At 46.9% G+C, this 14,600-nt stretch carries 11 protein-coding genes; 7 read left to right on the top strand and 4 right to left on the bottom strand.

What is annotated here, in order from left to right; all coding sequences use genetic code 11:
• Positions 1-227: 227 nt before the first annotated feature.
• On the bottom strand, positions 228-1,715 hold the full coding sequence (gltX, locus tag Q1A08_RS11510) for a glutamate--tRNA ligase (protein ID WP_299772995.1): 1,488 nt from the start codon (positions 1,713-1,715) through the stop codon (positions 228-230).
• A gap of 174 nt (positions 1,716-1,889) precedes the next feature.
• Here gltX and Q1A08_RS11505 point away from each other — a divergent pair, with 174 nt between their 5' ends.
• From Q1A08_RS11505 to Q1A08_RS11495, 3 genes are all read left to right on the top strand, one after another.
• Positions 1,890-2,810: a YegS/Rv2252/BmrU family lipid kinase gene (locus Q1A08_RS11505; protein WP_299772993.1), complete on the top strand. Its 921-nt coding sequence runs from the start codon at positions 1,890-1,892 to the stop codon at positions 2,808-2,810.
• A gap of 349 nt (positions 2,811-3,159) precedes the next feature.
• Positions 3,160-3,576, top strand: coding sequence for a hypothetical protein (locus Q1A08_RS11500; protein ID WP_299772991.1), 417 nt, complete (start codon positions 3,160-3,162; stop codon positions 3,574-3,576).
• 160 nt (positions 3,577-3,736) lie between these two features.
• Complete coding sequence (locus Q1A08_RS11495) at positions 3,737-4,201, top strand: RDD family protein (RefSeq protein WP_299772989.1); 465 nt, start codon at positions 3,737-3,739, stop codon at positions 4,199-4,201.
• 100 nt (positions 4,202-4,301) lie between these two features.
• On the opposite strand, the gene lptG is transcribed toward Q1A08_RS11495, so the two are convergent.
• Together lptG and lptF are read right to left on the bottom strand one after the other, a co-directional pair.
• Entirely contained in the window at positions 4,302-5,366 is a 1,065-nt protein-coding gene (gene lptG, locus Q1A08_RS11490) for an LPS export ABC transporter permease LptG (protein ID WP_299772965.1), read from the bottom strand.
• Positions 5,353-6,471 carry an LPS export ABC transporter permease LptF gene (gene lptF, locus Q1A08_RS11485; protein WP_299772951.1) on the bottom strand — a complete coding sequence of 373 codons (1,119 nt, stop codon included), beginning with the start codon at positions 6,469-6,471 and terminating at the stop codon, positions 5,353-5,355. Before lptF ends, lptG begins: the two co-directional genes overlap by 14 nt.
• A gap of 321 nt (positions 6,472-6,792) precedes the next feature.
• Between lptF and Q1A08_RS11480 the strand changes: the two genes are divergently transcribed.
• From Q1A08_RS11480 to Q1A08_RS11465, 4 genes are all read left to right on the top strand, one after another.
• A complete protein-coding gene (locus tag Q1A08_RS11480; RefSeq protein ID WP_299772949.1) occupies positions 6,793-8,271 on the top strand; it encodes a leucyl aminopeptidase in 1,479 nt (492 codons plus the stop codon).
• Between the two features lie 41 nt (positions 8,272-8,312).
• Positions 8,313-8,756, top strand: coding sequence for a DNA polymerase III subunit chi (locus Q1A08_RS11475; RefSeq protein ID WP_299772947.1), 444 nt, complete (start codon positions 8,313-8,315; stop codon positions 8,754-8,756).
• A gap of 97 nt (positions 8,757-8,853) precedes the next feature.
• Complete coding sequence (locus Q1A08_RS11470; RefSeq protein ID WP_299772945.1) at positions 8,854-10,197, top strand: hypothetical protein; 1,344 nt, start codon at positions 8,854-8,856, stop codon at positions 10,195-10,197.
• Between the two features lie 200 nt (positions 10,198-10,397).
• Positions 10,398-13,178, top strand: coding sequence for a valine--tRNA ligase (locus Q1A08_RS11465; protein WP_299773174.1), 2,781 nt, complete (start codon positions 10,398-10,400; stop codon positions 13,176-13,178).
• Positions 13,179-13,289: 111 nt separating this feature from the next.
• Here the strand turns inward: Q1A08_RS11465 and Q1A08_RS11460 are convergent, their stop codons facing one another.
• The gene (locus Q1A08_RS11460) at positions 13,290-14,525 is read right to left on the bottom strand and encodes a serine hydrolase domain-containing protein (protein ID WP_299772943.1); all 1,236 of its coding nucleotides are present in this window, start codon (positions 14,523-14,525) and stop codon (positions 13,290-13,292) included.
• Positions 14,526-14,600 lie beyond the last annotated feature (75 nt).

Raw genomic sequence — 14,600 nt, 5'->3', positions numbered from 1 at the left:
TATTTTGTTGGCGTTTATTAGGTTCCAACCTAATTACTTCTTATATTACTTATCGAATTTTAGTCAAATGTGAGCTATTTCACAACAACTCACCCCTAGAGTGATGGTTTATCACGCTAGGTTTGGAATTTAGGCGGAAAATTCCGCCATAAATTCAAATAACTAGATAAGTATAGCGCCTAATTCCTTTTCTGCCTCCATGCCACACTTCTGATTTGTGCTTGGGGCTACCCTAAACTTTGGTAGGATTTTTCCAGCTTTTTCATAGCTTTTTTGCCATATTCGCCAAATCGAGCATTTAAGGCATGACGAATTCTGGCTCGGCTCATGTCTGGGCCTAATAAGGCCATGGAATCCATAACCGAAAAAGATGCCGTGGTGCCCGCAATGGCGATAAATAATGGCGCCAAGAAATCCTTCAATTTGATGTCCATCTGGGTAGATAGCTCTTTCAAACAATTAAAGATTTCATCGCGCTCCCAGCTTCGCAGAGCTTCTAAGCGCCATAAAGCAAATTGCAGCACATGCTTTAACTGCTCTTCTTCCAGCTTAACTTGAGCAAAGCTGTCTTCATTGATTGGCAGTTGCCCGGCCGCTAAAAAGCTGGCCAGTGGAGCAAAGTCGCTTAAGGTGTTCATTCGGCTTTGCGCCAATGGTAATACCTTCACTAGGTTTTCGCGGTTTAAAGCCCACTCTTGTAGGCGATCGGCCAATTGCTCAACCGAGAAATCTTCACGAATCCACAAGCCGTTTAACCAAGATAGTTTTTCTACGTCAAAGATTGGGCCACCCAAACTCACACGCTGGATATCAAAGTTGGCCATCATTTGATCAAGACTGAACTTCTCGCTCTCATCGGGCATGGACCAACCCATGCGCCCTAAATAATTCAGCAATGCCTCAGGCAAAAAGCCCATGCGCTGATAATATAAAATACTAGTTGGGTTTTTACGCTTACTCAATTTTGATTTGTCAGGGTTGCGCAGCAGCGGCAAATGACACAACTGAGGCATATCCCAGCCGAAGTATTCATACAGCAACTTGTGCTTAGGCGCCGAGTTAATCCACTCTTCACCACGCAACACATGGGTAATCTCCATTAGGTGATCATCCACAACATTCGCTAGGTGGTAGGTAGGCATACCGTCAGATTTCAATAGGATCTGGGCATCCACTTGGCCCCAATCTAACTCGATGGTGCCACGTAACATATCCTCTACCGGACAAGGGCCCTCACCTTCTGGCACCACCATGCGAACCACGTAAGGCATACCTTCAGCTTCACGCTTGGCCGCTTCTTCATCACTCAGCTTTAGCTCGCTTGGCTTAAGTGCTGCAAAACCACCTGCCTCGCGGCGTGCGGTGCGCAACTCGTCTAGCTCTTCTGGGGTGCGGTAGCACTTAAAGGCATGCCCACTATCAAGCAGTTGCTGAGCATATTGCGCGTAGATATCTTTACGCTCACTCTGGCGATAAGGACCAAAATCGCCACCCTTATCTGGACCCTCGGCCCAATCTAAACCTAACCAGCGCAAGCTGTCGTAAATAGCTTGCTCAGATTCGCGAGTGGAGCGCTGCTGGTCGGTATCTTCGATACGCAATATAAACTCACCACCGTGCTGCTTAGCAAAACACAGGTTAAATAAAGCAATATAAGCAGTACCTACGTGGGGATCTCCGGTAGGTGAAGGGGCAATACGCGTGCGTACAGTCATGTTGTATGGTTCCAAAATACGCCATTAAGGCATGGCAAATCTATCAGAGCAGCTGTCGCTGCATATTCAAAGGCCGCAATTATACTGCATGCACTAGCAAGTCCACTAGAGCCGCGCCTCCTTCGTGATACTATTAGCCGTCTAAGTCGCTAACGAGCTGTAAGCAAAGGAACATTGGCCATTAATACCACCCGCCCTGCTACTAAAAAAATACTGTTAATTTGCAATCCAATTTCTGGCTACAGCGATAAATACTGGCTGGATGCTCTGTGTGAACAAATCAATCAAGACGGTTACTCTTGGCAGCGCTACGATACCCAGTCTAGTGGCGATGCTACCCGTTATCTGATCGAAGAAAGTTGGCAGGCCGATCTTATTATCGTTGCAGGCGGCGATGGCACTATTAATGAAGTGGCCGCAGGCTTACTTGCCTGTGAGAATTTTGAAGTTCCAATACTGGCACTTTCTACAGGCACCGCCAATGTTCTAGCAAGAGAGCTCGGCATCAATGGCTTAGCAAAGCGTCATAAAATCCCCCAGATCATGGCTCTGATCAAGCAATGCCCTATACGCGAGGTTCGACTGCCGACGATTAATCAAAAGGCTATGTTGTTAATGGCAGGGGTTGGCTTTGACGCTTGGGTTGTGCACAAGCTGGATTCCAATTTGAAAAAGCGCTTTGGCAAGCTCGCTTATGTTGTTTCAATGTTCAAGGAGCTAGCGCATGCGAGCCAGCGACACTATGAACTTACTATTGAGGGTAAAACCTATAAGGTTAATGCCGCCATCGTCAGTAATGGTCGATACTATGCGGGCTCCTACACACTGTGCCCAAACGGAAAACTAGAAGACAAGCTTCTCACAGTGACCACGATTACAGGCAATACAGCACAATTCATATTGGCGCTACTGGCATTACCCTTTGGCTTAATGCATAAATGCCCCGGGGTCGACCAGCATCAAGTTACAGATATTGATATTAAATCCTCGCAGGAAAATGAGCCGATTCAGTTAGATGGCGATGATTTTGGTGTGCTGCCTTGCAGGATTAGCAGCAGTGACAACTGCCTAAAATTTATCCACAAAGCTCATTAATATTGCGGTAAAAAGCGCCACAGTAAGCGCAATCGCACAGTTCGTCGGCATAACACTTAGATCAATAAACCATAAAAACCCACCCGCCACTCTAGCTTTAATTCTTAAAGTGAGTATTTATTCACCAGCCCCCGAATTAATGTTAGTGTTCACTTCGGCAGAGTATATTTTAACTAGGCGAGTTCCCCTATTTTTGAAAAAAACCTGAATTAGTGGCTAATTTTTAAGCCGCCTAGACAAGCGCTTGGGGACAAAACCATTTAGCAAAATAAGCTTCTAAACTGTAAAGAAAGATCGCACAATGATCTTGCAAGACAATCGCCATGGGGTATGGCGAGGGAGGTTTACTATGCTTAAACAACTTATCAAGTACTGGCTAACACCATCTTTATGCCTTTGCTTTGCCTCAACGGTTATCGCGGAAAAGTACGCAGAGACATGGCAGGATGAGAGCCTTCATAGCATGAGCAATGAAGAGCTGCTTGAAGCGGCAAAAAGCAAACGCGATTCACAGATGAGTCACACCCAGCAAGCGCTTAACTATCAGTGGATGGCACAGCATGCCAATGAAACTGGCCCAAAGCGCAGCAATAAGGCCCTTAAAAAAGCCCTCAAGAAACATTTCAAGCAATATTGGGTTGAGAGTGGCGCAAAGAAAAAACGCTACAATGGTCTTAAAGACGACAGCAAACTCGGTAAAACCAATTACGGTTTAAAAATGTCAGGCGATACAGTAAAACTGGCCTTCGAGCATCGATTCTTCTAGCCCCAGGGTTGAACAAGAGTTGAATAGTGGACATCAACACTCCCCATTAAACTCTCATCGTTAATGTCCTTTTGGGTCTAGCCACATTTAAGCGGCTAGACCTCTTAATTTAGTACTCCATATTTTGCTACACTGCGCCTTTTTCTTTGGCGTTAAATCTATGTCTGATAGCAACAACACAGCCCTGCCCCCAGCCGCCTTATGGAAGCGCATATTTGCCATCATCTACGACAGCTTAATCTACATGGCCTTGGCAATGGCCTACTCAGCCTTAGTGTTGTTTATTCAGGTTCAAATCAATGGTGAGCCCGCAGCTGGTGAAAGAGCTTCTATGGGCACCATTGGCTTTATCGGACTGGTATTATTTTTAAGCAGCTTTTGCAGCTTTTGCTGGCGCCAAAAAGGTGGGCAAACTTTAGGAATGAAAGCTTGGCGCTTAATACTGGTTAACGAAGAAGGTAAGCGCCCAAGTTGGGTGCAATGCTATTTGCGTTGTTTACTGGCCCCACTGATGCTGGCAGCTGCAGGCATCGGTTATCTATACGCCTTAATCGATAAAGACTCACGTTGCCTGCACGATATCATCAGTAAAACTTATATGCTGCAGTTGCCTAAAAGTAAATAAACACTAAAGCAAATACCGCATAGCGAGATATTCCATCTCATTAAAAAGGGCGTTAAACAACGCCCTTTTTAATGTGTGCTCATTCTTTAATCGGCAATGATTAGTTAGCTTTACGTAGCAGCAAAAAGCCAATCAACGCACATATAACAATAGGGATGCCAACAGCAATTACCGGCGGGAAACCGAACACCAAGCTAGACGGCCCTAAAAGATCTTGTGATGTACGAAACACAATGCCAACCAAGACACCGGTAAAAATACGGTAGCCCATTGTGGTTTCACGCAGCGGGCCAAAGATAAAGCTTACTGCAATCAAAACTAAGCTGGCCGTGGCAAATGGTTGTAAAATCTTCTGCCAAAACGCCAAACGATATTGGCTGGTATCTAAGCCCTGCTGATCCAGATAATCGGTGTAACGATACAAATCATTGATCGACAAACCTTCAGGGCTTAGCACTAACAAAGACAGAAGCGCTGGCGTTAAATCTGTTTGCCATCGGCGAGTTTGAAAATATTTTTGCTCAATGTTTTTGCCGCTGGCCGAAAAACTAGAAACATTGGCTTTCTCTTCCAACCAGTGATCCCCTTGAAAGGTAGCGCGATCTGAAAAGCTGGAAGAGAGCATTTTACCTTCGGAGTCGAACTGGTAGCGGGTCACCCCCATTAAGACACCACCAGGCAATACCGTGTTGGCATGCACATATTCATCGCCATCGCGATTCCACATACCCTTATCATCAAGCGCTAAACCTCGCCCTAAAGCCACCGAACGACGACTCTCGGCGGCTTGCTCGGTAAATGGTGTTACATACTCACCAAGTAATAAGCCTAAGGCAATAAACAATAAAACCGGCTTTAGTACGGCAACGGTGATTCGAGCAACCGTTACACCGGCCGCACGCATTACCACAAGCTCACTAGAACTTGCCAAGATACCCAAGCCAATTAAGCAGCCTACTAAAGCGGAAAAAGGAATGTATTCGATAATACGGCGAGGAATGGTTAAAGCGACGTAGATCAATACCTCAGTAAAGTTGTAACCACCGCGCATATCACTGAGCTGATCCACCAAAGCGGAGATAACATCTAAGGACAAGATGACCAACAACACCATTGCCACGGCGCCGATCACTGACTTAGCAATATACCAACTAAGCTGCAGCATTAGGTGCCTCCTGTGCGTCAGGCTTGTAACTTATCTTTCTTATCCAATCTGGCCAAAGCATTAGCAATATAGAGATTGCCAAAAAGATTCCGTGAATTCCCCAGATACCCAACCAAACCGAAACCTTGCCATCTTCCGCGGCGCCACGGGCAGCATTTAAAGAAACCAGATAAATAATATAGAGCAAGATCGCCGGAATCATTTTGAAATATCGACCTTGGCGAGGATTGGTTTTGCTTAAAGGTACGGCCAATAAGCTCACGATCAATACCAAAACCGGAAGAGAAAATCGCCAATGCAAAGTGGCATTATCGGATATCGCCTCGGACTGCCACAATTCAGTGGTAGATTTACGGTCTGTCTTGCGAGGGATAACCGCGCCGGGGTCATCGACATGTAGGTACTGCCCTTGCTCAGCAAACTTCGTGACACTATAAGATTGGTGGCCCGGCTTGCCTTCGTAACGATAGCCATCGTTAAGTACTAGGTAGCGCTGCCCATATTCTTGGTTATCAACCTGCCGCCCTTGCTTGGCTTTCACAACACCAACATCACCTTGACTGCTGGCTTGACCGGCCATAAAAACTTGCTGCATTTCCTTGCGGTCTTCACTCAAACTTTCGGTATAGCTAACTGCTCCTGCTCGACTCAATGGCATAAATCGGCCTGGGTTTAGGCCATCAAACTCACTGCGTTTTTTCTGTTCGTTTAGAATCAACTCGGCCTTATCGACCCCCATTGGGGTAATTGCCAAAGATAGCAAAGCAACAAAGGCTGCAACCACAAGCGCTGGTATCAAGGTAAAGCGAGTTAGTCGAGCCTGACTAAAGCCACAGGCTGAAAGCACAGTCATCTCGCTTTCCATATATAAGCGGCCATAGGCCAGCAAAATACCGATAAATAAACCAAGGGGTAAGACCAGCTCTAAAAAGCCAGGCAAACGAAACACCATAATTGATAACAATACATCTGCATCAAGCTGGCCGGCAGCAGCTTGGGCAAGATACTTCACAAAGCGCCCACTCATAGTAATCAGCAGCAATACGCTGCTTACCGCCAACATGGTAAACATGACCTCACGGGCCAAGTAACGAAAAATAATCACTCGCTGTCCTTTCTCTTTGCTAAATCAGCAACCTTCTTTTTTATCGCACTAGCATTTTGCTAGCTTACCCTTATCACTTACAGGGTTAAGCCCTTGGGCAATGAATCCATATAAGACCCATAAAAACAATCTTAGATCCCAAGCTATGCCAATAATGGGGATCTTGCTGTCTCATGCGTCTTGGTAGACATAGCGCGAAAATGCTAAAGTGTTGGTTTGAGTATTGCTGGTTTAACTATGGCCAGTGCCGAAGCCGACATGGCTTAAACTCTAATTTTGTCTATTATCCAGCAAACAGGATACTTTGTCTCGGAATTCACTATGATCAATTTTCAAACAAAAACAGCTAAAGCCAACGAGTTAAGCACCGATTGCGCCATTGTGGCGATCTATGAAAAAGCCAAACTGAGTACAGCGGCCAAAGCTTTAGATGACAACGGCGCAATCTCTGCCGTTTGCGCCCTAGGCGATTTCACTGGTAAGCCCGGCCAAACACAAGTAATTGCTGGTAACGCAAAAGCCAAGCGCATCGTTCTATTAGGCCTAGGTAAAGCGAAAGACTTAACCGCAAAGAGCTTTGGCGATGCTTGTCAAAAGGCCTATGCAGCGATTGCTGGCAGTGCCTGCAAAGACGCCAGCTTGTTTTTGGATTCCGATAATGGCGTAGATCTAGAGACCCAAGCGCGCTTCGCCGCAGAACGTATCAATGCTAAGGCCTATCGTTTTGAAGAACTTAAAAGCGATAAGAAAAGCCCAACTAAACTGAAGAAAGTCACGCTCGTCATCGACAATAAAAAAACGCAAAACGGCGCTAAAAAAGCTGCCGCCGTTGGCGCTGCTATCGCCAAAGGCGTTAGCCTAGCGAAAGACTTGGCAAACCGCCCAGGTAATGTATGTACCCCTACCCACCTTACCGACAACGCCAAACGTCTAGCCAAAGAATATAAAAACATGACTGCCAAAGCGCTTTCAGCCAAGCAGGCAGAGAAGCTAGGTATGGGCTCTTATCTATCTGTTGCCGCAGGTTCCGATGAACCTTCGCAATTCATCATCATGGAATACAAAGGTGGCGCTAAATCCGCCAAGCCTATCGTGCTTGTGGGTAAAGGTATTACCTTTGATACCGGTGGCATCAGCCTAAAACCAGGCGCTGGCATGGATGAAATGAAGTTTGATATGGGTGGTGCTGCCGCCGTATTTGGCGCCATGCAATCTTTGCTTGAGCTAGCCCTACCCATCAATGTTGTAGCTTTGGTACCTGCCACTGAGAATATGCCAAACGGCCACGCCACCAAGCCAGGTGATATTGTCACTTCAATGTCTGGGCAAACCATCGAGGTGCTAAACACTGATGCCGAAGGTCGCCTAGTTTTGTGTGATGCTCTTACCTACGCCGAGCGCTACAAGCCTAAAGCCGTTGTTGATGTTGCCACCTTAACCGGTGCATGTGTTGTGGCCCTAGGTAAGCACGCCACCGCCGTTTACTCAAACAAAGATGCACTGGCTGAAAAGCTTTTGAATGCCGGTAAGCAAGCCGAAGATAAAGCTTGGCATATGCCATTATGGGATGAGTACCAGCCTCAGCTAGACAGCAATTTCGCGGATATGGCGAATATCGGCGGCATGCCTGGTGGTAGTATTACCGCGGCTTGTTTCTTGTCACGTTTTGCTAAAAAGTATGATTGGGCACACTTGGATATTGCCGGTACCGCTTGGCACTCTGGCGCTGCCAAAGGTGCAACTGGCCGCCCTGTTAGCATGTTGGTGCAGTACTTAATCAATGAAGCTGGTAGCAAATAAGCCACTTAGTAAAGAGTGTAGTTGCTGAGTAGGAAGCACGCGTGACCCGAGTAGATTTTTATATATTGCCAGAAGCCGGGCTTGATGCCCGGCATAACTTCGCCTGCCGTCTGGTGGAAAAAATGTATCGCCTAAGCCAGGACGTCTGCGTGCTTACCCCTAATGCCCAACAGTGCAGTGACTTCGGTCAGCGCCTGTGGGCATACAACCCCACCAGTTTTATCCCCCATCGCTGCCGTACGGACGAACAAAGCGAAAGCCACGAGCAAACCGATAAGGTCTGGGTTACCCACGGTGATGAGCTATTGCAGCATCATAATGTTTTGGTAAACCTCTCCTGCGAGCAGCCTGTTCATTTTTCTCGATTTGAACGCTTATTGGAGGTAGTGGTGCCAGATAAAGATGTCGTGCAAGCCAGCCGACAACGCTACCGCTTTTACCAAGAGCGCGGTTATCCAATTGCTAATCATGACATGCGCCGATAAATAGCAGGCTTTTGAAAATCGGTGTAAACTCGGCGAGCCTTTACGCGATAGCTTCAAGGCAAGGAATCAGGACAGCCAAACGCTTGGGACCAAAAGCATGACAGATCAGCCAACCAAAACAAAACAACAATTATTGGCCGAATTGGAATCCATCATGTCCATGCTGGACGATGATGCGGTAATCCCTACACTGGATACTGTGGTAGAGCCTTCAGCGGGTAAAGAGCCTTCAGCGAATGGGCAAGAGCCTTCAGCGGGTAAACAGCCCTCAGCGGATGGGCAAGAGCCTTCAGCGGGTGGACAAAAGCCTTCAGCGGATAAAGAGCCCTCGGCTGTTGAAGAAACACTTTCAGAAGAAATTACAACCCCAGCATCTATTTCCGAGCAGCCAATCGACGAAACTCAAGCGGCTCAAACAACCGCAGAAGCTCTGGAAGATCGCCAGCAGCTTACCTCCGAGCTTGATGATGAGTTGCGCCAGGCGATGGAAATCGACATTAAGATCCCAGAAGTAAAAGTGCCGAATAGCCAGACACTTTTTGGAATCGAAGGTAGCGATACAAGCTCGTCAGATAACGATATTGAAGCCACCCTTGAGCCAGAGAAAGCGGCGTATATAGATACAAAAAATAGCGAATTAGAAAATACAGATTTAGAGACGAAATACGAAGAAGAAGTACAGCCTTACAGCAACCCCAAAGAAGACAGCGCAGAACCGTTCGCCGTAGAAGAATCTCATGATATCTACACCCCCGAAGAAGGGCTAATCAGCGATAAGCTGATAGCCGCCGCGAACGCCCAATTACAATCTCAGAAAGATAGCGACACCACATTGCCACAACAAAACCCATTCCCGGCACCAAACCGTAAACTGCACTTGTTAAACGGCGAGACACAGGCCGAAGCTCCATTGCCTGGACAACAGCATTTGTTCGATCTTGACAGTGAGAACAAGACAAACTCAGATCAAGCGACAACTCATCAAGTCACTGCACATCAAGTCACTACGGAAAAAGAAAGCACTGAAACCGTTACCGAAGAGCCTCTAGCAAAGCCTCAAAATCCGTTTAAGAACAGCAATACAGGCGGTTCTGCTTACCCTCCTGCCAGCCTGCTCAACTCCATGCGCAGGCCTAAGCCGCAACAGGCTATCGAGCCCGGTAACCCGGTAAATGAGGAGGCAAAACTCGCCACAAGATCTAAAGTAAGCCCTTTCGAACAGCAAGAAAGCTTATCGCTATCGCAAGCTGACGAGCCTGAAACTATCGTCACAGGGCAAATCTCAAGCCCTGACGATAAAGAGAGCAACTCTCAAGAGGCTGTCGAGGCGATTGATATCGACGCAATGGTGGATAAACTCATCCAAGAGCAACTCCCCAAGCTTGAAGCTGAGCTTCGTAAACGTCTTACTCAAGCCCTCTCAGCCGAGCTAGAGCTCTAAGCCAGTCAAATCAGGCCTAAACCGCTCAATTTAATACCTTCGAATTTGTTCAACGGCCTTAAATCTGGACGCCCAGCCCTGTATAATGGGCGGTTTGCTAAGCCGCCCAAGAACCCAGCTAAGAAGCGGGTGCCTAGGGCTTAATTTCACGCAGTCGGATTTAGATCGTAGTCATGAGCGATAACACCCCATCGAACGAGTTGGATAAAACCTACAACCCACAGGCCATTGAGCAGTCCTGGTATAAAACCTGGGAAGAAGCCGGCTATTTTGCGCCCAAAAGTGAAGTCGATGATGGCAGTGACAGCTATTGCATCATGATTCCGCCACCAAATGTGACAGGTAGCCTGCACATGGGCCATGGCTTCCAAGAAAGCATTATGGATGCCTTGATTCGCCACCAACGTATGTTGGGCAAAAATACTCTTTGGCAAGTCGGTACCGACCATGCCGGTATTGCCACTCAAATGGTTGTTGAGCGTTTGCTCGACGCTGAGGGTACCAACCGCCATGAGCTAGGCCGTGAAAAATTCACTGAGCGCGTATGGGATTGGAAAGAGCAATCTGGTGGCACCATCACCCAGCAGCTTCGCCGCCTAGGCGCCAGCCCTGACTGGGGCACCGAGCGCTTCACCATGGACGAAGGTTTTTACAAAGCGGTACAGGAAGTCTTTATCCAGCTGCACAAAGATGGATTGATTTATCGCGGCAAGCGCCTTGTTAACTGGGACCCTAAACTGCACACGGCCATTTCTGATTTGGAAGTTGTCAGTGAAGAAGAAAACGGTTTCCTTTGGCATTTTGACTATCCACTGGCCGATGGCAGTGGCCACTTAACGGTTGCTACTACGCGCCCTGAAACCATGCTTGGCGATACCGCTGTAGCTGTTCACCCTGAAGATGAGCGCTATCAGCAATTGATTGGCAAAATGATTAAATTGCCACTAACAGATCGCGAAATCCCCATCATTGCTGATGATTATGTCGATAAAGATTTTGGTACTGGCTGCGTAAAAATTACTCCAGCTCATGATTTCAATGACTATGAAATGGGTCAGCGTCACAACCTACCAATGATCAACATTTTGGATGACGATGCCAACCTAAACAGCATCGTGCCAGAGAAGTATCGTGGCATGGAGCGCTTTGCCGCTCGTAAAGAAATCGTTGCCGATTTCGAAGCACTAGGTCTATTGAATAAAATCGATGACCACAAATTGAAGGTGCCTCGCGGCGATCGTACCGGTGTGGTAATCGAGCCTTACCTGACCAATCAATGGTATGTAAAAACCCAACCATTAGCCGACAAAGCGATTAAAGCTGTTGAAGATGGTGATATCAATTTTGTGCCACAAAACTACGAGAATATGTACTTCTCTTGGATGCGTGACATTCAAGACTGGTGTATTTCTCGCCAACTTTGGTGGGGCCACCGAATCCCGGCTTGGTATGACGATGCTGGTAATGTATACGTGGGCCGCAGCGAAGAAGCCGTTCGCGCAGAAAATAATATTGCCGACGACATCAAGCTTAAGCAAGACGATGATGTACTGGACACCTGGTTCTCATCGGGCCTATGGACCTTCGGCACCTTAGGTTGGCCAAATGAAACCGAGCGCTTGAAGATCTTTAACCCTACCGATGTTTTGGTAACCGGCTTCGACATTATCTTCTTCTGGGTTGCTCGCATGATCATGCTAACCCTGCACTTCCGTGAAGAGATTCCTTTCCACACGGTATATGTGCATGGTTTAGTACGTGATGGCCAAGGTCAGAAGATGTCTAAATCAAAGGGTAATGTTCTGGATCCTATCGATTTGATTGACGGTATCGACCTTGAGTCCTTGGTGAAAAAGCGCACCACTGGCATGATGAATCCAAAAGCGGCCAGCAAGATTGAAAAGCAAACCCGTAAGGAATTCCCAGAAGGTTTAGCGGCCTACGGTACCGATGCACTGCGCTATACCTATTATTCACTGGCCTCTACCGGTCGTGATATTAAATTTGATGTGGGTCGCATTGAAGGCTTCCGTAATTTCTGTAACAAGATTTGGAACGCCTCACGTTATGTACTCATGAATACCGAAGGCCATGATTTGACCGGCGAAGTTGAGCTTTCACTGGCCGATCGCTGGATCATTGCCAAGCTACAACAAACTGAAAAAGCCGTACAAGAAGGCATTGAAGCCTACCGCTTCGATTTGGCCTCACAGGCCCTGTATGACTTTATTTGGAATGAATACTGCGATTGGTACTTAGAGCTTTCTAAACCCGTTTTGTGGAACGAAGAAGCCAGCGCCGAGCTACAGCGTGGTACTCGTCGCACCCTAGTACGTGTGCTAGAAACGACCCTACGCTTAGCACACCCACTGATGCCATTTATCACTGAAGAGATTTGGCAACGTATTAAAGATATTCCAGGCGCGATTACGGGTGATAAGGCCGAGACTATTATGCTAGCCGAATACCCAATTGCTGATGAAAGCAAGATCGACGAGCAAGCGCTTGCTGATATCGAATGGGTAAAAGGTGTTGTTGTAGGCATTCGTAATATTCGCGGCGAAATGAACATCTCACCGGCGAAAAACTTACCTCTCTACTTTGCCAATGGCAGCAGTGAAGATCAGCGCCGCTTAGAAGAAAACCGTCAGTTCTTATTAAAGCTTGCCAGCCTAGAAGAAATCACTTGGTTGAACTCTGGCGATGAAGCACCTATGTCCGCAACTGCATTAGTTGGTGACATGGACATTCTAGTACCTATGGCCGGTCTTATCGACAAAGACGCTGAAACCGCTCGCTTAAATAAAGAGATTGAAAAGCTCGAGAAAGAAGTGAGCCGCACCCAAGGCAAACTAAATAATGAAAAGTTTGTTGGCAAGGCCCCAGCGGATGTTGTTCAGAAGGAAAAAGACAAGCTTGCGGATTATGAGGCGGCTTTAACGAAGCTTAAAGATCAAGTTCAGAAGATCGCTGAGCTTTAAGCTACCTAAGGTTAAATTCCTAAATATACCCGGGGTCAGATCCCTAAAACCAAAACGCCAGTGCTTTTAAGCACTGGCGTTTTGGTTTTAGGGATCTGACCCCATTTCTTTCTATGTCTTTCTAAACACCCGAAACACAAAGAACAAAACAATAAGCACAAAGCCAATCCCAAACGGCAACACAGCACTGCCCAGTGCGGTCTCAAAAGCCAAGAAATCTGGCATTCCACTTTGCCAAAGCGTCCACTCATAGGCCATGTTATAGGCTAGCTTTTTATTACCCGTGGCTAGGATAACAAAGGCGCTTTTGTTCTCGGGGTTGATGCGAATGCTGGTATTGATAGCAGGGTCATTGGAGCCACCATGGCCATAGATAAAATCGTCATTGGCGACGGGTACATAGAGCATTGTACCAGCCCCCCAAATCGGAGCACCCGACTGAAAACCGATTGGCTTGCGTAATTGTTTAATAGAAGCTTGGCTTAAAATTGCTGAAGAATCTTCGTTCAACAAGGCCAATGCCAGCAAGCTCATGTCATGGCTTGAAGAGGACAGAGCCGTTGCTGCCTTTGAGGCGTATTGGCTTAAAGCGACTTGTTTTCCGCTGTCATCGTAGGAATTGGAAATATTGTCAAATTTGCCCAGGTAGTCAAAACTACTACGCTGCATGGCCAGCGGCTTGAGAAGATTTTCTTGTACATACTGAGCATAAGATTGGCCGGAGATTTCTTCGATAATGTGCTCAACAATTAAGTAGCCACCACCTGAGTAGCTCCAATCGCTACCCGGTTCACGTACCACAGAGATCTCTATATTCGCTTTTGATCCACGAGGCTTATTGAGAGACTCTACTGTACTGGGCAGAGTCTCTTCAGCGCTATAATCACCAAAACCAAGCCGATCGCCCAAGCCTGCTGTATGTGACAGTAAAGCTCTCACCGTTACTTTGTCATTATCAAAATTACTTTCAGCTAACTGCCACTGTTTAAGATAGCTAGAGACTGGCGCATCCAAGTCTAAACGCCCTTGCTCGGACAGTTTTACAGCAGCAAGACCCGCGACCATTTTGCTCATGGAAGCCAATGGAAAAAGGGTGTCCTTATCTAGGGAATCACCCACCGCTGAATGTTGGCCGTAATAACTTTTGCCATCGTGATATAAAAACCAACTCACATTACCTTTGTTTTGCTCAGCAATAAGCGCTTGTTGAGCATTCATAAAAGCATCCACATCACCTTTTGGAGCAACAGCACTCAACCACCAACCGTAAAGGCCGCCGTAAATACTCAGCGCCGCCCAAGCGGCCACGGCAACAACAAACAGTAAGATCCTCTTAAAGATTTGCACAGCGTGCTCCTATCAATTAATAACTAAAACTATACAAACTCGAAATTATAGTGTGTATACACATATTACACAAAA

The organism is uncultured Pseudoteredinibacter sp. (assembly GCF_947500695.1).
Lineage (GTDB): Bacteria > Pseudomonadota > Gammaproteobacteria > Pseudomonadales > Cellvibrionaceae > Pseudoteredinibacter.
Note: the sequence above shows the minus strand (reverse complement) of the source record. Positions and strands in the feature narration are given on the sequence as shown.